The organism is Lysobacter soli, assembly GCF_003382285.1.
GTDB lineage: Bacteria > Pseudomonadota > Gammaproteobacteria > Xanthomonadales > Xanthomonadaceae > Lysobacter_J > Lysobacter_J soli.
The window spans coordinates 46,934-68,322 of record NZ_QTJR01000002.1 but is presented as its reverse complement, the minus strand read 5'-3'; the positions used below and the strand labels follow the sequence as shown (position 1 = coordinate 68,322).

The following is a 21,389-nucleotide window of genomic DNA, read 5'->3' as shown; positions in this document are numbered from 1 at the left end:
CGTCGAGTGCCACGGTCACGAACCGACGCGATCGGCAACGATCACTGCATCGCCCACTCCAGTCCGACGTACACCGAGCGTCCGTCGCCCGGCATGAAGTTCGCCTGGTCCTGCCCGCGCGCGTCGGCGACGACGTTGGTGCTCGATATCCAGCGGCGGTCGGCGAGGTTGCGCGCATCGACGAACCACGACCAGTTCGACGCGACGCGCCCGCCCATGCGCACGCCGGCCAGCGTGTAGCCCGGTGCGCGGAACGTGTTGGCGTGGTCGATGTAGTAGTCCTGCGGTACCCATTCCACGTTGGGCGCGACGTAGAAGGCCTCGCCCGGGGACCACCGCAACGATGCGCGCAGCTGCTGCGGCGGGATGCCGGCGAGTTGGTTGTCGCCGTACACCGCATCGTGCTCGAAGCGGAAATCGTTCCACAGGTAGTTCGCCGACAGCAGCCACTGCGAGGCCATGCGCCAGCCGAGGCCGAGTTCCAGCCCCTGGTGCAGCGTGCGATCGGCGTTGATCGTGCCCAGCGGATTCCCGTTGCCGTCGGTCAGCGCGAGGAGTTCGCCATCGACACGAGCGCGGTACAGCGCGGCATCGAGCGACAACGCCTCGTGCTGCACACGCAGGCCGATTTCGGCGGTCGTCGCCTTCTGCTCGTCCACCTGCGTGACGCCCGGTCCGCCGGTGAGTTCGCCGAAGCTCGGCGGTTCCAGGCTGCGGCTCAGGTTGGCGAACAGTTGCGCGGTGTCGTCGAGGACATACCGCACGCCGAGCTTCGGACTCACGCCGGAATAGCGGGCGTCGAAGCCCTCGTCGCGCCCGCCGGTGATGTAGCCGTCGCGCGAGCGCCGCGTCGAATGCAGTTCCTGCGCACCCAGCGATACCACCCACCGCGCATCGAGCCAGGTCTGGTTTTCGACGTAGGCCTTGGCGTTGGTGGCGCGCTGATCGAAGCGGTTGGTGCGGCCGCCCGCGTGCCCCGCGACGTTAACGAAGCGGTCGTCGTCGATGTCGCCACGCGTGTACGCCACGCCAGCAACGAGCACGTTGCGATGCCCGGAAAGTTCGCCTTCGTCGCGCCAGCGCGCGTCGATGCCGACGTCGCGGCTGTCCTGGTCGAGCACCTGGTAGATCGGATGGTGCAGCGACTTGTCCGACAGCCACGTCGACACGACCAGCGTGCGGCCTTCGGACGGCGTCCAGCCCAATCGTCCGGCGATGCGGTCGAGCGTGTAATCGCGGCGCTGGTCGAGCGCGATATTGCCCGCGTTGGCGGCGCGCGGGTCGGCCTTCGACTGCGCGAGCGTGAGGTTGCCCGGCAGTTCCGAGCGCGTATCGACGTGCGTGAGGTACACGCGTCCGTCGAGCGTGTCGCTGAAGCGATAGCCCGCGTTGCCGAACAGGCGGTAATTCTCCTGCCGCGAATGCGCGCGATAGCCGTCCTGCTGCAGGCCGGTGAGGCTGACGTACCCGTCGGCTCGATCGGATGCACCCGCCACGGCGACCTGCTCGCGCGTGTAGCCGAAGCTGCCGGCCTCCACGCGTGCATCGATCATCGGCGCATCGAAGCCGGTCGGCGAAACGAAGTCGATCGCGCCGCCCAACGTGGCCGCACCGTATTCGAGCGCGTTCGCGCCACGCCAGACCGCGATATAGCGCGCGGCGAGCGGCTCGATCGCCTGCATGTCGAAGGCGCCGTCGGCGAGGTTCAGCGGCACGCCGTCCTGCAGGACTTCGATGCCGCGGCCGTGGAAGGTGCGCTGCACGCCGGAGCCGCGGATCGACAGCCGCGCCTCCTCCGCGCCGAAGCGCGATTGCACGAACACGCCCGGCGCGTAACCGAGCGCATCGGTGAGCGTGCTGACGCGGCCATCGCGATACGCGTCGGCATCGACGAGCGCGGTGCCGCCGGCGCGTTCGTCCAGGCGCGCGCGCGCCTGTTGCAGCGAGGGCGCGCTCGCGAGTTCGGGACGGACGCCGTGCACTTCGACGGCGTCGAGCGTGGTCGAGGGAAGCGCCGGATCGGCGAAGACTGGAAAAGCGGGAACGAACGCCGCGCACACGGCAACGGCCAGCCGCGATGCGCGCGGCATCGCGAACGAAAGGATCGACATGGGGAAACTCCGGAAAGCACGAACGCGCGCGCGAAGTGCACGCGCGGAAGGAAGGTGTCGTGGTTTCTAGAGGGCGATCGGCGGGCCGCGCGAGCCCAGGCCACTGGGATGCGTGAACGCGCGCAGCGGCGCGTGTCGCCATGGCGGCAGTGCGCGGCGCATTGCGGGCGGCGCCGCGAACAGCGTCCACACCAGCAACATCGCCAGGCCGGCGAGCACCGGGCAGTAGGCGCAATCCTCGCCGGGCAGCGCGTGTTTCGGCGCGGGCGTCTCAAGCGAACCGGCGTCATCGGCCGGGGCGAGCTTCACGAGCTTCAGCCCGGCCATGGTGCACATCTGCGCCCACGCGCCCTGCGAATCGGCCGACGACGCCGACAGCACGCGCCCAACCGTCGGCAACGACAGGAGCAGCAGCATGGCGGCGAGCGCCAGCAGGGTCATCCGTCGATGGAGGGCGGGGTTGCGCATCGCGGCGCATTGTACGGGCGCGCGGGGCTCGCCGGGCTGACGTCGATCAAGCCCGGCCGGATCGGCAAGGCCGTCAGTTCGCGGTGAAGCGGTCCGCCACCGCGAGCGCTTCGTCGACGATGGCGAGTCCTTCGCGCAGCGTGCCTTCCTCGATGTTCAGCGGCGGCACGACGTGCAGGCGATTGCCCATCACCAACGGCCACGCACCCAGGCGTTTGCACTCAGCGGCGAACTGCATCATCGGCGCATTGGCATCGCCACTTGCGTTGAACGGCACCAGCGCCTCGCGCGTGTCGCGATCGCGCACGAGTTCGATCGCCCAGAACGCACCGAGCCCGCGCACGTCGCCGATGGACGGATGCCGCGCCTGCATCGCGCGCAGTTCGGGGCCGATGATCGTGTCGCCGAGTGCACGCGCACGTTCGATCAGGCTTTCCTCGCGATAGATGCCGATGCAGGCCACGGCCGCCGCGCACGCCAGCGGATGGCCCGCGTACGTGAGCCCGCCCGGATACGCGCGTTTGGCGAAACTCGCGGCGATGGCGTCGGAGATGATCACGCCGCCCAGCGGCACGTAGCCGCAGTTCACGCCCTTGGCGAAGGTGATCAGGTCGGGCACGACGTTCCACCGGTCGATCGCGAACCACTCGCCGCAGCGGCCGAAACCGGCCATCACCTCGTCGGCGATCATCACGATGCCATGCGCGTCGCACAGCGCGCGCACGCCCTGCAGGTAGCCGTCCGGCGGCACGAGGATGCCGTTACCGCCGACCACGCTTTCCATCAGGATCGCCGCGATCGCGTGCGGGCCTTCCACGGCGATCGTGTCGGCCAGGTGCGCGAGCGCACGCTCGCATTCCTCGCGTTCGTCGCGCGCATGGAACGCGGAGCGATACGGATACGGTCCCCAGAAGCGCGCGATGCCCGGCATGCCCGGCTCCGCCGGCCAGCGGCGCGGATCGCCCGAGGCCGTGATCGCGCCGGCCGTGGCGCCGTGGTAGCTGCGGTACATCGCCAGCACCTTGTGGCGGCCGGTGTGCAGGCGTGCCATGCGCATCGCGTTCTCGATGGCCTCGGCGCCGCCGTTGGTGAAGAACACGCGGTTGAGATCGCCCGGCGCAACCTCGGCAATCAATCGCGCCGCTTCGCTCGTCGCCGCATTCGCGTGGTACGGCGCGATGGTGCACAGCGTCGCGGCCTGCGCCTGGATCGCGGCGACGAGCCTGGGATGCTGGTGGCCGACGTTGACGTTGACGAGCTGGCTCGACAGGTCGATGTAGCGCCGGCCTTCCTCGTCCCAGAAATGCGAACCCGACGCGCCGGCGACGACGGTCGGATTCAACGTGTCGATGGCCGACCACGAATGCAGCACGTGCGCGCGGTCGTCGCGACGCGCGGTCGACGGCGCGGCTCCGCCGGCGCCTTGCAGGGAAGCCTCACGCATGTCGATCGCCTTCAGTGACCTCAGGGAATGAAGGTCTGCTCCGGATCGTCGAACGACTTGAATTCCAGCGCATTGCCCGACGGATCGAAGAAGAACATCGTCACATGCTGGCCGGGCTTGCCCTTCAGGCGCAAGTGCGGCTCTTCGGCGAACTGCACACCGGCGGTCTTCACGCGCTGGGCGAGCGTCTCCCACGACTGGCGGTCGAGGTTCATGCCGAAATGCGGCACCGGCACCGCTTCGCCGTCGAAACGGCCGGTCTGCAGCGGCGCGCCATCGGGCGCGATGTGCGCCACCAGGTGGTGGCCGAAGAAATCGAAATCCTGGTACGACACGTCGGTGCGGCCCTGCGGGCAACCGATCACCTCGCCGTAGAAGTGGCGCGCCTCGTCGAGGTCGCGCACGGGGAACGCGAGGTGGAACTGCGTGATCCTGCGCGGCGCCTCGCTCACGAGACGGCACTCCGCTGCGGCGCGCACGCGTCGAAGATGTTCTGCCAGAAGCGGTTCCATGCCGTGATGCTGCGCTCGTAGCCCTGCGCAAGATCCGGCAGTGCGCCCGGCTCGTCCTGGATGTAGCGGTCGATCGCCGCACGCGTGAGTTCGCCGTGGACGATGTCTTCCTCGCCGGTGTGGATCGTCCAGAACTCCCAGTCGATGCGGTCGGCGTTCTCCTGCATGTAGGGATGCACGCGCAGGTGGTCGAACATCACCGACAGGTAGGTCTGGCACAGGCACTCGCCGCCCATGCCGCGCAGGCCGACGCCGAAGGCCGGATCGCGCTGCGCCATTTCCTGCGTGAGCGCGCCGAGGATGCGGCGGTTCTCCGGCAAGCCGCGATCCAGCCGGTCGCGTGGCACGCCGATGCTGGCGAGGAAGCGATCGTAGATCTCCGGATGCGCGCGCGAGGCGTCGCCTTCACCGAGTTCCTCCGAGAGGATCTGGCTCAACAGGCTGCGCAGGCCGCCGAAGGGGAGCTTGGCGAGCAGCAGCGCGAGATCGCTGATGTATTCGATGGTGAAGAAGCGGTACTGCGTGCAGAACTCGCGCAGCGCCTCGACCGGCATGTTCTCCAGCGCCTTCATCTTCTGCGCCGCAAGCGCTTCGGTAGCTTCCTTGGCAGCGTCCGCGAACGTCCAGAAACTGTCCCTGTCCCATTCGCCGCGATGCATCGCGACAGGAAAGGAGGGCGTGGTCAGCGGGCTCAGACTGTTTTCCAGGGACATGCATCCGGTCCGGTAGAGGCGCGTTGCACGCATTGCATGCGCTGCGCGTGGAGGGAAGCGAACTCGTCGATGACGAACATCGAGTGCGGCTGGAGCATACCCCGCAGGAATCATGGCAAGGTTCACTCCCTTTTGACCACGACCTCTCGTTTTCACTGGAATTGCGGGGAATTTCGCGATTGCGCTCACGTTTGCGAAGACGCGCTTCACGCGATCGCGCATTCATGTTGTTCTTCGAACAGCCAGTATTCATCTACCTTTACGAAGCGCATGCGAGCCTGCCGACGACAGCGATGCATCCTTCATGCACGACTGCTACAACGCATGTCCTGTCTCCCCGCATCGCGAAGAGGAACCGCGCCGCATGCGCAGCACGCGCGTCAACAATGACCTGCACGAGGACGCGCGAAGCGTGAAGCTGCTCTGGACCGGCGGCTGGGATTCCACGTTCCGCCTGTTGCAGCTGCTGTTGCGCGATCGCGCGCGCGTGATTCCCTATTACCTGGAAGATCGCACGCGTCCGTCGACGGATACCGAGATCGACACGATGGCGCGCATCGCGCAGCGCCTGAACGAGGAGTTCCCCCACACGCGCGAGCTGCTGCAGCCGCTACGGCGCGCGGCGGTGGCGGACATCGTGGTGGACGACGATATCGCCTTCGCGCTGTCGAAGATCCGCCGTCGTTCGTTCATCGGGAGCCAATATGCGTGGCTGCCGGCGTTCTGTCGCGACCACACGCTCGACGGCATGGAACTGGGCGTGCACGTGGACGACAAGGTGCAGGCGCTGCTGCGCGGTTTCGTCGTCGAAGTCGACCACCCGGCAGGCTTCCGCAGCGTGCGCGTGGATCCGGCGCGCATCGGAACGCCTGAACACACGTTGTTCGGCGCGTTCGGCTTCCCGCTGTTCCACGTCGACAAGCGCGGGATCGAACGCGAATCGCGCGCGGCCGGCTGGGACGGCATCATGGAGATGACGTGGTTCTGCCATCGCCCCGTGCGTGGCAAGCCGTGCGGCCTGTGCGCGCCATGCGTGTACACGATCGAGGAAGGCCTCGCACGACGCGTGCCGTGGCCGCGCCGCGTGCTGTCGTTCTTCTATCGGCGTTTCGTGCTGCCGTGGAAGGGGCCGCTGCGGCAGTTGCGCCTGGTGACGCGCGGCACTCGCGAGCGTCCTCCGCCGGAACCGGACCTCGGCGCCTGAAACGCAGAACGGCGCGGCGGAATCGCTCCGCCGCGCCGTTCTGCATCAACGCGTGTCGATGATTACCAGATACGCACGCGCTTCTCCGGCGGCAGGTACAGCGCGTCGCCCGGCTTCACGTCGAACGCCTGGTACCACGGATCGAAGTTGCGCACCGGACCGTTCGCACGGTACATGCCCGGCGAATGCGGGTTGGTCTTGATCAGGTTGAGCAGCGATTCGTCGCGGTACTTGCCCTTCCAGATCTGGCCGAACGCGAGGAAGAAGCGCTGGTCGCCGGTCAGGCCGTCGATCTTCGGCGCGGGCTTGCCGTCCAGGCTCAGCTTGTAGGCGGTGTAGGCCATCGAGATGCCGCCGAGGTCGCCGATGTTCTCGCCCATCGTCAGCGCGCCGTTGACGCACTGGCCTTCCAGCGGGCAGTAGCTGTCGTATTGCGCGCCCAGCGCCTTGGTGCGTTCGTCGAAGCGCGCGCGGTCGGCATCGGTCCACCAGTTGCGCTGCACGCCGTCGGCATCGGACTTGCTGCCCTGGTCGTCGAAGCCGTGACCCATCTCGTGGCCGATCACCGCACCGATGCCGCCGTAGTTCACCGCTGCGTCGGCATGCACGTCGAAGAACGGCGGCTGCAGGATGGCGGCGGGGAACACGATCTCGTTGAACGTCGAGTTGTAGTAGGCGTTGACGGTCTGCGGGGTCATGCGCCATTCGTCGCGATCGGTCTTCTGGCCGACGCGGCGGTTCTCGTCGTTGCGTTCGAAGCGGCGCATCTGGATCGCGTTGGCGACCAGGTCATCCGGCACGATGGTGACGCTGGAATAGTCGGTCCACTTTTCCGGGTAGCCGATCTTCGGGCGGAACGTGGAGAGCTTGCGGTACGCCTCGGCCTTGGTCGCCTCGCCCATCCAGTCCAGCTGCTGGATGTTCTGGCGCAGCGCGGCGCGCAGGTTTTCCACCAGTTTGTCCATCGCGACCTTGGACTCGGGCTGGAAGTACTTCGCGACGTACAGCTCGCCGACGGCATCGCCGAGGCCGCCGTCCTTCGCGCCGACGATCGCCACCGCGCGCTTCCAGTCGTCCTTCTGCGCCTTCTGGCCGGCGAGCACCTTGCCGTTGAATTCGAACGACGCGTTGTCGATCTCGCGGCTCAGCAGTTCGGCGTTGCCATCGACGGCGTGGAAGGCGAGGTAGTCGCGCCACACCGGCAGCGGCGTGGCGGCGATCACGTCGAGTACGGGCTGCACGGCATCGGGCGTGACGATGTTGACGCGGTCCGGCTGCGGCATCTGCTGCGCCTTCAGGTGCGCGGCGAAGTCGTACGACGGGAACTGTTTCTGCAGCTCGGCGAAGGAGGAGACGTTGTAGGTCTTGTCGCGATCGCGGCGCTTGGCGCGCTCCCACTGCGGCTTGGCGAGCGCGGTTTCGAGCTCGAGCACCTTCTGCGCGCGCGCCTGCGCATCCTTCGCGCCGGCGAAGGCGAGCATGCGCGCGATGTGCGCGACGTAGGCCTCGCGGATCTTGACGAAGCGCGCGTCGGGATTGGTGTAGTAGTCCTTGTCCGGCAGGCCGAGGCCGCCGACGTTGAGGCTCACCAGGTACGCATCGGGATTCTTGCGGTCCAGGTCCACGCCCAGGCGTACCGGCGAGGCGCTGGCGTCGAGGTCGGCGTTGGCGAAGGCGTTGATCAGATCGCCCTTCGACTTGATCGCACCGATGCGCTTAAGCACCGGCTGCAACGGCTTGATGCCCTTGGCGTCGCGAGCGTCGCGATCCATGTAACTGGCGTAGAAATCGCGCACCTTCTGGTCGTTGCTGCCCGGCGCGATGCCGCCCTTGGCGTGCAGTTCCTCGATCAGCCCGTGCACCTGCTCCTCCGAACGGTCGCGCAGCGCGTTGAACGAACCGAAGGAGGTCTCGTAATCCTTGAGCTGGTAGCTCTTCAGCCACGTGCCGCTGACGTAGCGGTTGAAGTCGTCGCCGGGCTTGACCGACAGGTCGCGGGCGCTGAGGTCGACGCCGAAATCGCCGAGCTCGGGCTTGCCGGCCGGATTCCCGGCGGCGAAGGAGGCGGTGGATGCCAGGCCGAGCGCGAGGGCGAGGCTCAGGGACGAGAACTTCATGGGTGGTTCCGACGGGAATGGAACGCCCGAGGCTAACGGCGCGCGACGGGGCTGTCGCGTGACTTTGGTGGGGTTTGTGGCGGCTGGCGGGGTGCGGAGTGCGGGGCGCCAGTTGAGGCAAAGCGGGCTCACGCCGCGCCTTCCCGAATCGTCATCCCGGCGAAGGCCGGGAGCCAGGCCCGCTGACAATCCGAAGATGGGCGTGACGCAAGAACCAGCGTGATCGGCCTGGGTCCCGGCTTTCGCCGGGAAGACGGAGGAAACAGGGTTCGGCGATCAGGAACGCAGCGCATCCTCACCCCCAACCCCTCTCCCGGCGGGAGAGGGGCTGAAGAACCTCACTTCGCCGCAGCCGAACTCCCGCCCGTCGCGCCCAGCTCGTACAGGTAATCCACGTACGACATCACCGCGCCGTCGAATCCCTGCACCTTCGGGTTGGTGGACTGGATGAGGTAGAACTCGTCCGGCGCGTGCGCGCCGCCACCATGGCCGAGGCCGAAGTGGCCCGACGGCAGCGACAGCGGCGGCTGGGTGAACACGAAGCCCGGGTACGAGCCGGCCAGGCGCGGCCACAGCAGCGGCTCGATGTTGTTACGACGCAGCACGTTGATCTGCGCCTGGATCAGCTTCGAATCCGCATCGGTCGTGGTCGGGTCGTAGCCGCCGCTCACGTTCACGGCGATGTCGCCGTAACCGCGCTTCTTCAAGTGCGCCTTGAGCGCCTCGACCGCGCCGTCGCGCGTCATCGGCGGGACCAGGCGCATGTCGATCTTCGCGACCGCGCGATACGGCAGGATCGTCTTGCCGCCGGGGCCGGTGTAGCCGCCGACGAGGCCTTCGATGTTGATCGTCGGCTGCGAGACCAGGCGCTCGTTCGCCTTTTCCCACGACAGGTCGTCGATCCAGTGCGGTACGCCCAGCGATTTGCGCGCAGTGGCTTCGTCGCGCGCGGCGACGGACTTGGCGATCTGCGCGCGTTCGGTCGCGGTGAGCGGCGTCGGCTTCGGGAAGCCGTCGACGGTGATGGTGTTGCCGTCTTCCGACACCAGTGTGTCCAGCGCCTTGACCAGACGCCATGCGGGGCTGTCGACCATCGCCTTGAGCGAGGAATGCACGTCCTTCGACGGGCCACGTCCCCATGCGTTGCCGTCGGCGACCAGTTCCAGCTCGACCACGCCCTTCGCGCCGAGGTTCACCGTCACCGCGCCGTCGGGATCCTGCAGGCCCATCGGCATGAACACGCCGATGCTCTTCTTCAGCGCGGCCTGCACGTCGGGGCGCAGCACCAGCTTGGCGATGTTGGGCGAACCGATTTCCTCCTCGCCCTCGGCGACGAGCACGAGGTTCACCGGCATCTTCTGCTTCGCGTCGCGGATGGCGTGCAGCGCGGTGAGGAAGGCCATTTCCGGGCCCTTCTGGTTGGCCGCGCCGCGGCCGACGATCGCCTTGCCGAGCCCCGGCTTGTCGACGATGCGCGCTTCCAGCGGCGGCGACGACCATTCGGCCGGATCGAACTGCTTCACGTCGTACATGTAGTACACGCCGACGGTGGTCGGCGCGCCTGCGTCGAGCGTGGCGAACACGCCCGGCTTGCCGCCGGTGTCGACGATCTCGACCTTCTGGAAGCCGGCCTCGCGCGCGAGTTTCGCCATGTATTCGGCGCCCTGATTCGCGTTGCGATCCTCCGCGGCAATGGACGGCAGGGCGATCCAGTCCTGCAGCGCCTTCACCGCCGTGTCGTGCCGCTTGGCCACCTGCACCTGGATCGCGGCGCGATCAGGCGTTTGCGCGAGTGCCATCCCCGATGCCATCGCGGTGAGCGCGAAGGCGGTCAAACCGATCGCGCCCAGTTGCGCGCGACGCCCGAAAACCGATGCAGCCATACACCGTTCTCCCCAGCCGTGGTCGTGCGGCGAGTCTAGCCGGGGATCGGTGGACACGCGCGAACGGGGCCGCGCTTCACGCGCCCTGCATCGGCGCGCCGGTCAGGCCCGGCGCGGCAGCTTCCAGTCGGGACGCACGAAGTGGCAGGTGTAGCCGGTGGGGTAATGCTGCAGGTAGTCCTGGTGTTCGGGCTCGGCCTGCCAGAACGGGCCGGCCGGCGACACTTCGGTCACCACCTTGCCCGGCCACAAACCCGACGCATCGACGTCGGCGATGGTGTCCTCGGCCACGCGCTTCTGCTCGTCGTTCGTATAGAAGATCGCCGAGCGGTAGCTGGTGCCGATGTCGTTGCCCTGGCGGTTCTTCGTGCTGGGATCGTGGATCTGGAAGAAGAACTCCAGGATCTCGCGATAACTCAGCTTGTCCGGATCGAACACGATCTCGATCGCCTCGGCGTGCGTGCCGTGGTTGCGATACGTGGCGTTGGGCACGTCGCCGCCGCTGTAGCCCACGCGCGTGGACACCACGCCGGGCATCGCGCGGATCAGCTCCTGCATGCCCCAGAAGCAGCCACCGGCCAGCAGTGCGGTTTCGGTACGGGCGCTCATGTCGGTCCTCTGCCTCGTCGATGGGGACGGTCTCGTCCGGTCCCTCCACGATGGGGGCGTGAAGACGCCCCCGCAAGCGCGCCGTGGCGGCGTCGACGGCCTAGCGGCGGGATGGATCGTCCTGCTGCGGCGATTGGGGCGAAGTGTCCGACGGCGTGGTTTCCGGCGGCGGATTCGCCGCGCCCGGCGCCGTGGAATCGTTGCTCGCCGCTTCCGGCGCCGGCGCGGCGGGCTGCTCGGACTGCACCGGTTCGGACGCATCGCCCGCCGCTGGCGGCGTCGTGGAATTGCCATCGCTTTCGCGGCGATCGCAACCCGGCATCGCCATCGCGATGCCCAGCAGGAACAGCACTACGTGGATGCGGCTCATCGTGCGCTTCATGAGGTGTCACTCCGTGTGCGAGGCGGCGTCGTGTTCGATGGAAACGCACTCGCATGCACGGATTCGTGAAACGTGCATCGCGCGATGACGACGACGTGATCATCGCGTTGCGTGGACGGTTTGCCCACGCGCCCGCTTTTACCTTCGTGCGTCGAGATGGCCATTCCATGAGCACAACGATGAACGGAACACGATCGACGCGAGCGACATCGCTGGCCTGCCTTGCACTGATGAGCACGCTTGCCGCGCCCGCCTTCGCCCAGGACGAGAAGACCGAAACGCGCCGCAACGAAGCCAACATCCTGCGACCGGCGAAGGTCGAGGCGACGCCCGAGCGTATCGCCAGCCTGAAGGCCGCCGACGGACTGGAAGTGAAACCCTTCGCGACCGGCCTGAAAAACGCGCGCATCCTCGTCGTCGCGCCCGACGGCACCGTGTACGTGAGCCGTCGCGAACAGGGCGACGTGCTGATGCTGCGCGACGCCAACGGCGACGGCGCCGCCGATGGCGAACCGACCATCGTCGCCACGCGTCCGAGCGTGCACGGCCTGGCGATCCACGACGGCAAGCTGTACATGGCGACGGTGAAGGAGATCTTCGTCGCGCCGATCAACGCCGACGGCACGCTCGGCGAGGAAACGCTGCTCGTCGGCGACCTGCCCGACGGCGGCCAGCATCCCAATCGCACGCTCGCCTTCGGCCCGGACGGCATGCTGTACGTCAGCGTTGGTTCGACCTGCAATGCATGCAACGAGACCAACCCCGAACACGCGACGCTGCTGCGCATGTCACCCGATGGCAAGTCGCGCACGATCTTCGCCAGTGGCCTGCGCAACACCATTGGTTTCGGCTGGCATCCGCAGACGGGCGAGCTGTGGGGCGCCGACCACGGCATCGACCTGCTCGGCGACGAGCAGCAGCCGGAGGAATTCAACCGGATCGAACTCGGCAAGCAGTACGGCTGGCCGCACGTCTACGGCAAGGGCGAGCTCAATCCGCAGAGCGCGCCGCCGCCGGGCGGGATCACGCGCGAGCAGTGGGCGGCGATCAGCGTGCCGATGAGCCTGGGCTACACCGCGCATGCGGCGCCGATGCAGATGGCGTTCCATCCCGGTGGCGGCGCGGTGCCGGCCGATTACGCGAACGATGCCTTCATCGCCATGCGCGGTTCGTGGAATCGCGCGAAGCCGTCCGGCTACGAGGTGGTGCGCGTGCATTTCGCCAACGGCAAGCCGCAGTCGATGGAGCCGATCCTCTCCGGCTTCCTCGTCGATGGCGGGCAGCAGCACTTCGGCCGGCCGGTCGGCGTCGCGGTGGCGAAAGACGGCGCGCTGCTCGTCGGCGACGACGTCAACGGCGTGATCTATCGCCTCGCCAGTCGTGACGGCAACGGCGCGGTGAAGCCGCTGTCGCCGCCGGCTGGCCCGATGAAGACGCAGCCGGCGAAGGGCGTCGGCGTGCCGATCGCGATGCAGCGCAAGGAAACGGCCGCGAAGGGCGCACTCACCGTCGAATCGCCGACGATTCCGGCGAACGGTCCGATCCCGCCCAAACACAGCGAATACAAGGACGGCGTGTCGCCGGCGCTGTCGTGGACCGCGGTGCCGGGCGCGAAATCGTACGCGATCATCATGGAAGACCCCGACGCGAAGCCGATCACGCCGTTCGTGCACTGGGTCGCCTGGAACATCCCGGGCGACGTGACGTCGCTCCCGGAAGGCCTGCAGGAGCAGATGCGCCTCACCAAGCCGGACGGAATGATGCAGGGCCGGACCAGCCGCGGCTCCGTCGGCTACTACGGGCCGCGCCCGCCGGTGGGCGATCCGCCGCATCACTACCACTTCCAGATCCTTGCACTGGACACGGTGCTCGACCTGCCCCCGGGCGCGGATCGCGACCAGGTGCTGTCGGCCGCGAAGGGCCATGTGATCGCGAAGGGCGAACGCGTCGACACGTACCAGCAGACGGTTCCTCCGCTGAAGTGATCGGCGCGGCGGCGTGAAGCGTGGCGCGCGCTCGACGCGCTACGCTTCGCGCATGACCACGCACCTGTTCGTCTACGGCAGCCTCGCCCCCGGTCGCGCCAACGCGCACGTACTCGCCGACATCCCAGGGCAATGGCGCCCCGCCACCGTGCGCGGAACGTTGCACGCCGAAGGCTGGGGCGCGGCGATGGGCTTTCCTGGACTCGTGCTCGACCCGGAGGGCGATGACGTCGCCGGCCTGGTATTCACGTCCGCGGAGCTGCCGGCCCACTGGGAACGGCTGGACGATTTCGAGGGCGAGGGTTACATCCGCGTGATCACGACCGCGCGGCTGGACGACGGATCGCAGGTACGCGCGCACGTCTACAGCCTCGCGCCCGCGCCTTGAAGCCCACGATCTGATCGATCGACTTGATCGGAGCGGCGCGCCGCCGCACCATGCGGCGCATCCGCGACGCGGGAGCCCGCCATGGCCTTGCCCGAAGACGAGAACCGCGAGCATCCCGGCGTCGAGGACAACGACGACGATCCCGCGCATGCGCAGGGCTTGACGCATCTGATCCGCCGGTCGCTCAGCGGCGTGGGCACGTTCGCGCGCCGGCTGCTGCTGGGCGTCGTGCTGCTGGTCGTCGCGCTCGTCGCCATCCGTGCGTACCTGTCGACGCAGGGTCCACCGCTGCGCCCGTGGCAGACCATCGTGCCCGAGGAGCCCGACGCCGCCGCCATCGCGAAGATGGACTGGCGCGCCTGGGTGCAGGCCGAAACGGCGATGTTCGACCAGGTGCATCGCAAGCTGCGCGCACAGCTTGATCCGTCCGACCACACGCCGCTCAACCGCTATTACGACGAAAGCATCACCTCGCCGCTGCGGTTCGATCGCGACTGGAACCGCTCGTTCGTGTTCGAACCCGAACGCAAGCCGCGCGGCGTCGCGGTGATGCTGCACGGTTTGACGGATTCGCCGTACAGCATGCGCAGCCTCGCGGCGCTGTATCGCGAGCACGGTTTCGTGGTGCTCGTGCCGCGCATGCCGGGCCACGGCACCGTGCCCGCCGGACTCACGCGCGAAGGCCGCGCGGAATGGAACGCCGTCACCGACATGGCGATGCGCGAGGCGCAGCGTCGCGCGGGCGATGCGCTGCCGATCCACCTCGTGGGCTATTCGAACGGTGCCGCGCTCGCGCTGCTGCACGAGATGCGCTGGATCGAACGCGGCCAGCGCAGCGACGTGGATCGCATCGTGCTGCTCTCGCCGATGATCGAGGTCAACCGCTTCGCGCGATACGCGGGCCTGGCGGGCGTGCCGGCGTTCTTCAGCCGCTACGCGAAATCCGCATGGCTGGACCTGATGCCGGAGTACAACCCGTTCAAGTACAACTCCTTCCCGGTGCGCGCCGCGCGCGAGTCGTACCTGGTGACGGCCGACCTGCAACGCTCGCTGGAAACCGTCGCGCGGCAGAACCGCATCTCGCAGCTGCCGCCGATCCTCGCGTTCCAGTCGATCGTCGACGACACCGTATCCGCGCGCGCGGTGATGACGCGCCTGTTCGACGTGCTGCCCGACAACGGCAGCGAGCTGGTGTTGTTCGACGTGAACCGCAGCCGCGTGATGGCGCCGATGCTGCGCGCCGCCGCGACGAACTGGACGCGCGACGCGCTGCAGCGCCCGCGCGACTACACGCTGACCGTGCTTGGCGTGACCTCGCAGGACGACGCGGCCGTGCTCGCGCGATCACGGCCGGCGCGCGCCGGCGCCATCACCGCGCAGCCGATCGGCATGGCGTACCCCGCCGAGGTGTATTCGCTGTCGCACGTCGCACTGCCCTTCGCCGACGATGATCCGCTGTACGGCATGCATCCGGAAGGACAGGGGGGGCTGCGGCTCGGCGCCGTGGCGGTGCGCGGCGAACGCAATGCGCTGGTCGTGTCGCAGGACGTGCTCAGTCGCCTGGGCAGCAATCCGTTCCACGGCTGGATGCTCGCGCGTATCGCGGCGACGGTCGACGCGAAGAATCGCTAGCGCCGGCGCGCGATGGGATCGGGATGATGCACGTGCGGGATCTCGATCTTCGATGCCTGCACCTCGCTCAGCCAGTCGCGGAAATGCGTCGGCGCGATGCGCGCGCCGGGCCCGGGCGTCAGCGTGCGGTCGTCGAGGAGGCCGCCGTAGTACGACGCGGCCGGATCGGCGATGACCGGCCGGTCGTCCTGGTAGCTGTACATCACCCATTGCACCAGTTCGCTCAGCCGATACGTATCGGGCCCGGCAATCTCGATCGTCGCCGCTGACGGCGGCGAAACCGCAATATCCACCAGCTGCGCGGCGACGTCGTCGGCCGCGACGGGTTCGACGAGGCCGTTGGATAGATGCACCGGGTCGCGATCGTCGTTGCGCGGAATGATGCTGGCCATGAACTCGAAGAACTGCGTCGCCTGCACGAGCGTGTGCGGCACGCGCGACGCGCGCACGAGGTCTTCCTGCACCTGCTTCGCGCGGAAGTACGCACTGCCCTGCAGCCTTGAGGTTCCGACGACCGACAGCGCGACATGGTGCGCGATGCCGGCGCGTTCGCCCGCGTCGAGCAGGTTGCGCGTGGCGGCGCGAAAGAAGTCCGCGACATCGGGTTCGTCGAACGATGGCGCGTTGGTGACGTCGATGACGATGCTGGCGCCCTTGAGCGCGGCGTCGAGCCCTTCGCCCGTGACGACATTGACACCGGTGCGTCGCGAGGCCGCGACGACGTCGTGCCCGCCCTCGCGCAGCCGCGTGACCAGCCGCGTCCCGACCAGCCCGGCTCCGCCTGCGACGACGATCTTCATTGCGGAGTCCTCCGGCGCGCAGTTCGGCTGCCATCCGGCTGTGATGGTGCGGCCGTTGGCAGATGGCCGGTAGGTTCGGGTGCGGACATCGGGTGTTGCCTGTGGGACAACAATGGCAGGCAGCCACCCCCTCCCCAAAACAGCCTCCCCGGAGCCGTCATCCCGGCGAAGGCCGGGATCCAGGCTGATAGAGCCTGGGGATTTCATCTCTGACGAACAAGAACATCGTCATTCCACCGAAAGCTGGAATCCACGTTGCTGTTGCTCTCGAAAGGCAATCAAGCAGCGCATCGCAGTGCCAGCACATCGCACGCCCCGACCCTCACCCCAACCCCTCTCCCGCAGGGAGAGGGGCTAAACCAGCGCTTCCCCCGTTGGAGAGGGCTATACCAACGCCTCTTCCGTGAAAGAGAGGCTAACCAGCGCTCTCCCGCTACGAGAAGGGTAAAGGCGTCATTCCGTCGATGGCCGGCAGCCTCCCCGGAGCCGTCATCCCGGCGAAGGCCGGGATCCAGGCTGATAGCGTCTGGGCACCACGTCACCGGCGAACTACGACTCCGTCATTCCAGCGAAAGCTGGAATCCACGTTGCTGTTGCTCTTGAAAGGCAATCAAGCAGCGCATCGCAAGCGCCAGCACATCGCACGCCCCGACCCTCACCCCAACCCCTCTCCCGGTGGGAGAGGGGCTAAACCAGCGCTCCCGCAGGGAGAGGGGCTACACCAACGTCTCTTCAAGCAGGAGAGGCGCTCAACGCGCCTGGGCCCCGTCTGCAGCGCCATCCATCTGCCGCACGATCGCCTCCACCACCTCGTCGCAGGTGTAGGGCTTGGGCACCATCGGGACGTCGCGGTACTCCTCGGCCAGGCCCTCGGCGCCGTAGGCGGAGGTGAAGAAGAACGGCACGCCGCTTTCGCGCAGGCGTTCGCACAGCGGATAGACCTGCTCGCCGTGCAGGTTGATGTCGAGGATCGCGCAGTCGATGCGCTCGCGTTCGGCGACGTCGATCGCATCGCCGAGCCGCGCGGCGGTGAGGACCCGGTAACCGGCTTCGGTGAGCAGGTCGCTCAGCGTCATCGCGACGTACATCTCGTCCTCGGCCAGCAGCAGGGTCTTGCCGCCCATCTCAGCTTCCTGCGTCCTTCAGCGGCACCGTCATCGTGCACACCACGCCGCTGTCGGGGAACTCCAGCGACACGTCGCCGCCGAGTTCGTAGCCCACGCCTTCGGTGATCAGGCGCGAACCGAAGCCACGCGAGGCGGGCGCATTCACCGGCGGGCCGCCGGACTCGGTCCACACCATGCGCAGCCAGCGCTGGCTGTCGCGTTCGAACGTGGCCCATTCCAGACGCACCTGCCCGCCTTCGCGCGTGAACGCGCCGTACTTGCCGGCGTTGGTCGCCAACTCGTGCAGCGCGAGGCTCAGCGCGAGGCCGGTCTTCGCGTCCAGGTGCAGGTCGTCGCCGACGATCTGCACGTGCGCGGTGTCGGTGTCGCCCGCGTGGTACGGCGCCAGTTCGGCGCGCGCCAGGTCCGCCAGGCTCACGCCGCGCCAGCCTTCCTTCGCGAGGAGGTCGTGCGCGGTCGACAGCGAACGCAGGCGCGAGACGAACGCGTCGCGGAACTTGCCCATGTCCGGCGTGTGGCGCAGCGTCTGCAGCGCGATCGAATGCACCGTCGCAAGCGTGTTCTTGACGCGATGGTTGAGCTCGCTCACCAGCAGCTCGCGCTGCTGCGCGGCGAGGCGGCGCTGCGTCACGTCCAGCGCGAACGCCACCGCGTGCGAGGGCTGCCCGCCTTCGTCGTGGATGAGCGTGACGTGGTGGTTGATCCACGCCAGCTTCGCGTCGGGGCGCACGTAGCGCTGTTCGGTCTGGAAGGGCTTGCCTTCGGCGACCAGGTCGTGGAACTGCGCCTCGAATTCCGCCGCGTCGGCCGGATGGATGTACTCGTGCAGGCGATGGCCGATGAGTTCGTCGGCGCTGCGGCCAAGGATCTCGCCGTAGCGCGGATTGACCATCTCCAGCTTGCCGTCCAGGTCCGTCTGCGCGACGCCGACGGTGGTCTGTTCGATGATCGCCGCGAGTCGGCGCTCGGTTTCGTCGAGCATCCACGCCGCGCGCTTGCGATCGGTGATGTCGCGCGCGATGGTCGAACCGCCGACGACCGCGCCGGCCGGATCCAGCACCGGCGAGCAGCGCAGCGACAGCGGCACCGGCGTGCCGTCCTCGCGTATCCACGTCATCAGCAGCTCTTCGGCCTTGATCTGGCGCGAGGAGGCTTCCAGCAGCGTGTCGAGGTCCTTCTTCGAATCCGGCGGCAGCAGCACCGAGAGCGGCTTGCCGATCGCACGCGCCGGCGGATAGCCGAACATGCTTTCGGCGCCGGCGTTCCAGCTGGTGATGATGCCTTCCAGGCTGTGGCCGATGATCGCGTCCTGCGAGGATTCGACGATGGCCGCCAGCCGCGCGCGTTCGTACTCGTGCTGCTGGCGTTCGGTGATGTCGATGAAGGTGAGCACCACGCCGTCGATGACGTTGTCCGTGGTGCGGTAGGGGCGCATGCGCAACAGGTAGACCGCGTCATCGACGCCGCCGTGCAGCACGCGCTCGACCATCGCCAGCGTGCGCAGCACCTGCTTCACGTCCTGCTTGAGCTGCGGGTACGGGATGCGCGCGGTGATCTCGGTGATCGGCCGGCCGTGGTCGCCTTCTCGCAGGTGGAACAGGTCGCTGATGGCCGGCGTGAAGCCGCTCACGTGCAGCGCCGAATCGAGGAACAGCGTGGCGATCTGCGTGCTTTCCAGCAGGTTCTGCAGGTCGCTGTTGAGTCGCGCGAGCGCCTCGTTCTTGCTGTTGAGCTCGACGTTGACCGTCTGCAGCTCCTCGTTGATCGACTGCATCTCTTCCTTCGAGGTTTCCAGTTCCTCGTTGGACGACTGCAGTTCCTCGTTGACCGACTGGTATTCCTCGTTGGCCGACTTCATCTCCTCGTTGGCCGTTTCCAGCTCGTCGATCGCCGTGTGCAGCTGCTCGCGCGTGGTGGCCAGTTCGAGGTCGAGTTCGCGGATGCGCGCCGATTCGCCGCGCGCGCGACGGCCGTTGGGCGTGGTCGATTCGGCGACGGCTGCGACGGGCGTCAGTTCCTTGAACACCAGGATGCACAGCGACGACGGCGCGCGGCGTTCGGCGTTGCCATCGTCCTGTTCGTGGATCGGCTCGGCGATCAGGCGCACCGGGATTCGCTCGCCGTGGGGTCCGGTGAGCTGGCCTTCCTGCACGACGGTGTTGTGGCGGACCAGCGCCTGCTGCACCGCGGTGCGCGCCGGTCCGCGCAGGCCCTTGTTGAGCAGCGCGAACAGGTTGAGGCTCGCCGCGCCCGCCGACGGGCCGAGATAGCGCCCGGTATCGCCGGAGAAACGCAGCACGTCGTGGTTGGCGTCGATGACGACGTACGCCGGCGAGTGCTTGTCGAGCACGCGCCGCGCGTTGCGGTCGATCGCATCCTCGATGCCGCCGCCGCGCACCACCGGCACCCGCGCGACCGCTTCCATGCCGGCCAGGCGCTTGGGCGTGGTCATCGGCAGGCTCGCGCGACCATCGGCGCGACGCGAGTAGAGGCGATGCTTCTTGTCGAGCACGGAGAACAGCGCGGTATTGCGGCCCAGGCTTTCCGACGGCCCGAGCATCAGCACGCCGCCGGGCCGCAGCGCGTAATGGAACGTGCGGATCAGGTGCTCCTGCAGCTCCGAATTCATGTAGATCAGCAGGTTCCGGCACGAGATCAGGTCCAGGCGCGAGAACGGCGGATCCTTGATGGCGCTGTGCGGCGAGAACACGACCATCTCGCGGATCGGCTTGACCACGACGTAGTGCTCGCCGTCCTGGATGAACCAGCGCTCCAGCCGTTCGGCCGACACGCCCGGCAGCGGCGCGCGGAAGCGGCCCGCACGCGCGGCGTTGATCGCGCGGTCGTCGATGTCGGTGGCGAAGATCTGCACCTTCGGGCCGCCGCGGCGCGCCGCGATGGCTTCGGCCAGCGAGATCGCGATGGAATACGCCTCCTCGCCCGTCGCGCATGCGGGCGTCCACACGCGCAATGTGTCGGCGGCGCTCCTGCCTTCCAGCAGCGAGGGAATGGCGAGCGTCTGCAGCGCCTCGAACGCTTCCGGATCGCGGAAGAACTCGGTGACGCCGATCAGCAGCTCGCGGAACAGGTTGTCGAGCTCCCGCGGCGTCTGCTTGAGGTAGTCGATGTAGCCGGCGACGCCGTCGATCTGCACCACCTGCATGCGTCGCTGGATGCGACGGATCAGCGTCTTTTCCTTGTACTGGCTGAAGTCGTGGCCGACTTCGGCGCGCAGCAATGTGCAGATCGCCTGCAGGTGGTGGCTCAGGTCCTGCCGCATGCCATCCGGACCCTTCTGCGTGCGCGCCGTGGACAGGTGTGCGCGGTACGCCTTGAGCCGCGCCGGCATCTGTTCGACCGGGACGATGTTGTCGACCAGGCCCGTCGCCGCGGCGCTGGCCGGCATGCCGGCGATGGCGATGTGGTCGATCGCCGCCTGCGCGAGCGTGAGGCCGCCGCGTTCCTTAATCGCCCCGAGCCCACGCGCACCGTCGCTGCCGGCGCCGGACAGGATGATGCACACCGCGTTGTCGCCCTGGTCTTCGGCGAGCGAGGCGAAGAACGTGTCGATCGGAAAACGGTACTGCCGCGGCGGCGCCGGCTTGCTCAGCTGCAGCACGCCGCCGCTGATGGTGAGCGTCGCGTCCGGCGGAATGATGTAGACGTGGCCGGCTTCCACGTCCATGCCGTCGGCCGCTTCCATCACCGCCAGCGAGGTGTATCGCGCCACCAGTTCCGGCAGCATGCTCGCGTGGTCGGGCGAGAGGTGCGAGACGAGCACGAAGGCCATGCCGTCCGCGCTTTCGAGGTTCTCGAAGAACGACTTGTACGCCTCCAGGCCGCCGGCGGAGGCTCCAATTCCGACGATCAGCGGCACGTTCGCGGACGCTGCGGTATCGCTGGCGCGCGCCTGCCCCGGCTGCTCGTCTGCCGCGCCTTTCGGCTTTGCGTCGCGATGGGGCGGCTTGGTCATGGGTTCGGCGGGTTTCGAAGAAGACGTTCAGTATCCGGCAC

Annotated in this window: 16 protein-coding genes; 4 read left to right on the top strand and 12 right to left on the bottom strand. The window is 67.8% G+C overall.

The window, feature by feature from the left end:
- Nucleotides 1–41 precede the first annotated feature (41 nt).
- From DX912_RS03565 to DX912_RS03545, 5 genes are all read right to left on the bottom strand, one after another.
- The gene (locus DX912_RS03565; protein WP_115841109.1) at nt 42–2,111 is read right to left on the bottom strand and encodes a TonB-dependent receptor family protein; all 2,070 of its coding nucleotides are present in this window, start codon (nt 2,109–2,111) and stop codon (nt 42–44) included.
- 66 nt (nt 2,112–2,177) lie between these two features.
- The gene (locus tag DX912_RS03560; protein WP_115841108.1) at nt 2,178–2,579 is read right to left on the bottom strand and encodes a DUF2946 family protein; all 402 of its coding nucleotides are present in this window, start codon (nt 2,577–2,579) and stop codon (nt 2,178–2,180) included.
- Between the two features lie 73 nt (nt 2,580–2,652).
- Nucleotides 2,653–4,023 (bottom strand): aspartate aminotransferase family protein, encoded by a 1,371-nt coding sequence (locus DX912_RS03555; protein WP_115841107.1) that lies wholly within the window; start codon nt 4,021–4,023, stop codon nt 2,653–2,655.
- A 20-nt stretch (nt 4,024–4,043) separates the two neighbouring features.
- Nucleotides 4,044–4,475 carry a VOC family protein gene (locus DX912_RS03550; RefSeq protein ID WP_232338502.1) on the bottom strand — a complete coding sequence of 144 codons (432 nt, stop codon included), beginning with the start codon at nt 4,473–4,475 and terminating at the stop codon, nt 4,044–4,046.
- Nucleotides 4,472–5,248, bottom strand: a complete 777-nt coding sequence (locus DX912_RS03545; RefSeq protein ID WP_181902696.1) for an iron-containing redox enzyme family protein — start codon at nt 5,246–5,248, stop codon at nt 4,472–4,474. Before DX912_RS03545 ends, DX912_RS03550 begins: the two co-directional genes overlap by 4 nt.
- Nucleotides 5,249–5,612: 364 nt before the next feature.
- Here DX912_RS03545 and DX912_RS03540 point away from each other — a divergent pair, with 364 nt between their 5' ends.
- Nucleotides 5,613–6,452: a hypothetical protein gene (locus DX912_RS03540; protein ID WP_115841104.1), complete on the top strand. Its 840-nt coding sequence runs from the start codon at nt 5,613–5,615 to the stop codon at nt 6,450–6,452.
- A 62-nt stretch (nt 6,453–6,514) separates the two neighbouring features.
- On the opposite strand, the gene DX912_RS03535 is transcribed toward DX912_RS03540, so the two are convergent.
- The 4 genes from DX912_RS03535 to DX912_RS03520 form a co-directional block, all read right to left on the bottom strand.
- Nucleotides 6,515–8,569 carry a M13 family metallopeptidase gene (locus DX912_RS03535; protein ID WP_115841103.1) on the bottom strand — a complete coding sequence of 685 codons (2,055 nt, stop codon included), beginning with the start codon at nt 8,567–8,569 and terminating at the stop codon, nt 6,515–6,517.
- 338 nt (nt 8,570–8,907) lie between these two features.
- On the bottom strand, nt 8,908–10,452 hold the full coding sequence (locus tag DX912_RS03530) for a M20/M25/M40 family metallo-hydrolase (protein WP_115841102.1): 1,545 nt from the start codon (nt 10,450–10,452) through the stop codon (nt 8,908–8,910).
- 102 nt (nt 10,453–10,554) lie between these two features.
- Complete coding sequence (msrA, locus tag DX912_RS03525) at nt 10,555–11,061, bottom strand: peptide-methionine (S)-S-oxide reductase MsrA (RefSeq protein WP_115841101.1); 507 nt, start codon at nt 11,059–11,061, stop codon at nt 10,555–10,557.
- A gap of 100 nt (nt 11,062–11,161) precedes the next feature.
- Complete coding sequence (locus tag DX912_RS03520; RefSeq protein WP_115841100.1) at nt 11,162–11,443, bottom strand: hypothetical protein; 282 nt, start codon at nt 11,441–11,443, stop codon at nt 11,162–11,164.
- Nucleotides 11,444–11,622: 179 nt separating this feature from the next.
- Here DX912_RS03520 and DX912_RS03515 point away from each other — a divergent pair, with 179 nt between their 5' ends.
- The 3 genes from DX912_RS03515 to DX912_RS03505 all read left to right on the top strand — a co-directional run bounded on the left by DX912_RS03515 (nt 11,623) and on the right by DX912_RS03505 (nt 15,448).
- Nucleotides 11,623–13,428, top strand: a complete 1,806-nt coding sequence (locus DX912_RS03515) for a YbhB/YbcL family Raf kinase inhibitor-like protein (RefSeq protein WP_220340757.1) — start codon at nt 11,623–11,625, stop codon at nt 13,426–13,428.
- A gap of 52 nt (nt 13,429–13,480) precedes the next feature.
- Nucleotides 13,481–13,816, top strand: a complete 336-nt coding sequence (locus DX912_RS03510) for a gamma-glutamylcyclotransferase family protein (protein WP_115841474.1) — start codon at nt 13,481–13,483, stop codon at nt 13,814–13,816.
- Nucleotides 13,817–13,897: 81 nt separating this feature from the next.
- Nucleotides 13,898–15,448, top strand: coding sequence for an alpha/beta hydrolase (locus DX912_RS03505; protein WP_115841098.1), 1,551 nt, complete (start codon nt 13,898–13,900; stop codon nt 15,446–15,448).
- Here DX912_RS03505 and DX912_RS03500 read toward each other — a convergent pair.
- The 3 genes from DX912_RS03500 to DX912_RS03490 all read right to left on the bottom strand — a co-directional run bounded on the left by DX912_RS03500 (nt 15,445) and on the right by DX912_RS03490 (nt 21,348).
- On the bottom strand, nt 15,445–16,248 hold the full coding sequence (locus tag DX912_RS03500) for an SDR family oxidoreductase (protein ID WP_115841097.1): 804 nt from the start codon (nt 16,246–16,248) through the stop codon (nt 15,445–15,447). The genes DX912_RS03505 and DX912_RS03500 overlap by 4 nt on opposite strands.
- Nucleotides 16,249–16,997: 749 nt before the next feature.
- Entirely contained in the window at nt 16,998–17,372 is a 375-nt protein-coding gene (locus tag DX912_RS03495; protein ID WP_115841096.1) for a response regulator, read from the bottom strand.
- A 1-nt stretch (nt 17,373) separates the two neighbouring features.
- Nucleotides 17,374–21,348, bottom strand: coding sequence for a chemotaxis protein CheB (locus DX912_RS03490; RefSeq protein WP_115841095.1), 3,975 nt, complete (start codon nt 21,346–21,348; stop codon nt 17,374–17,376).
- Nucleotides 21,349–21,389 lie beyond the last annotated feature (41 nt).

What these genes read in the sequence shown, in the direction of transcription:
- DX912_RS03500 (WP_115841097.1), bottom strand. Translation starts at nt 16,248, where the DNA reads ATGAAGATCGTCGTCGCAGGCGGAGCCGGGCTGGTCGGGACGCGGCTG.
- DX912_RS03505 (WP_115841098.1), top strand. Translation starts at nt 13,898, where the DNA reads ATGGCCTTGCCCGAAGACGAGAACCGCGAGCATCCCGGCGTCGAGGAC.
- DX912_RS03515 (WP_220340757.1), top strand. Translation starts at nt 11,623, where the DNA reads ATGAACGGAACACGATCGACGCGAGCGACATCGCTGGCCTGCCTTGCA.
- msrA (WP_115841101.1), bottom strand. Translation starts at nt 11,061, where the DNA reads ATGAGCGCCCGTACCGAAACCGCACTGCTGGCCGGTGGCTGCTTCTGG.
- DX912_RS03520 (WP_115841100.1), bottom strand. Translation starts at nt 11,443, where the DNA reads ATGAAGCGCACGATGAGCCGCATCCACGTAGTGCTGTTCCTGCTGGGC.
- DX912_RS03555 (WP_115841107.1), bottom strand. Translation starts at nt 4,023, where the DNA reads ATGCGTGAGGCTTCCCTGCAAGGCGCCGGCGGAGCCGCGCCGTCGACC.
- DX912_RS03495 (WP_115841096.1), bottom strand. Translation starts at nt 17,372, where the DNA reads ATGGGCGGCAAGACCCTGCTGCTGGCCGAGGACGAGATGTACGTCGCG.
- DX912_RS03545 (WP_181902696.1), bottom strand. Translation starts at nt 5,248, where the DNA reads ATGTCCCTGGAAAACAGTCTGAGCCCGCTGACCACGCCCTCCTTTCCT.
- DX912_RS03560 (WP_115841108.1), bottom strand. Translation starts at nt 2,579, where the DNA reads ATGCGCAACCCCGCCCTCCATCGACGGATGACCCTGCTGGCGCTCGCC.
- DX912_RS03510 (WP_115841474.1), top strand. Translation starts at nt 13,481, where the DNA reads ATGACCACGCACCTGTTCGTCTACGGCAGCCTCGCCCCCGGTCGCGCC.
- DX912_RS03535 (WP_115841103.1), bottom strand. Translation starts at nt 8,569, where the DNA reads ATGAAGTTCTCGTCCCTGAGCCTCGCCCTCGCGCTCGGCCTGGCATCC.
- DX912_RS03490 (WP_115841095.1), bottom strand. Translation starts at nt 21,348, where the DNA reads ATGACCAAGCCGCCCCATCGCGACGCAAAGCCGAAAGGCGCGGCAGAC.
- DX912_RS03565 (WP_115841109.1), bottom strand. Translation starts at nt 2,111, where the DNA reads ATGTCGATCCTTTCGTTCGCGATGCCGCGCGCATCGCGGCTGGCCGTT.
- DX912_RS03540 (WP_115841104.1), top strand. Translation starts at nt 5,613, where the DNA reads ATGCGCAGCACGCGCGTCAACAATGACCTGCACGAGGACGCGCGAAGC.
- DX912_RS03530 (WP_115841102.1), bottom strand. Translation starts at nt 10,452, where the DNA reads ATGGCTGCATCGGTTTTCGGGCGTCGCGCGCAACTGGGCGCGATCGGT.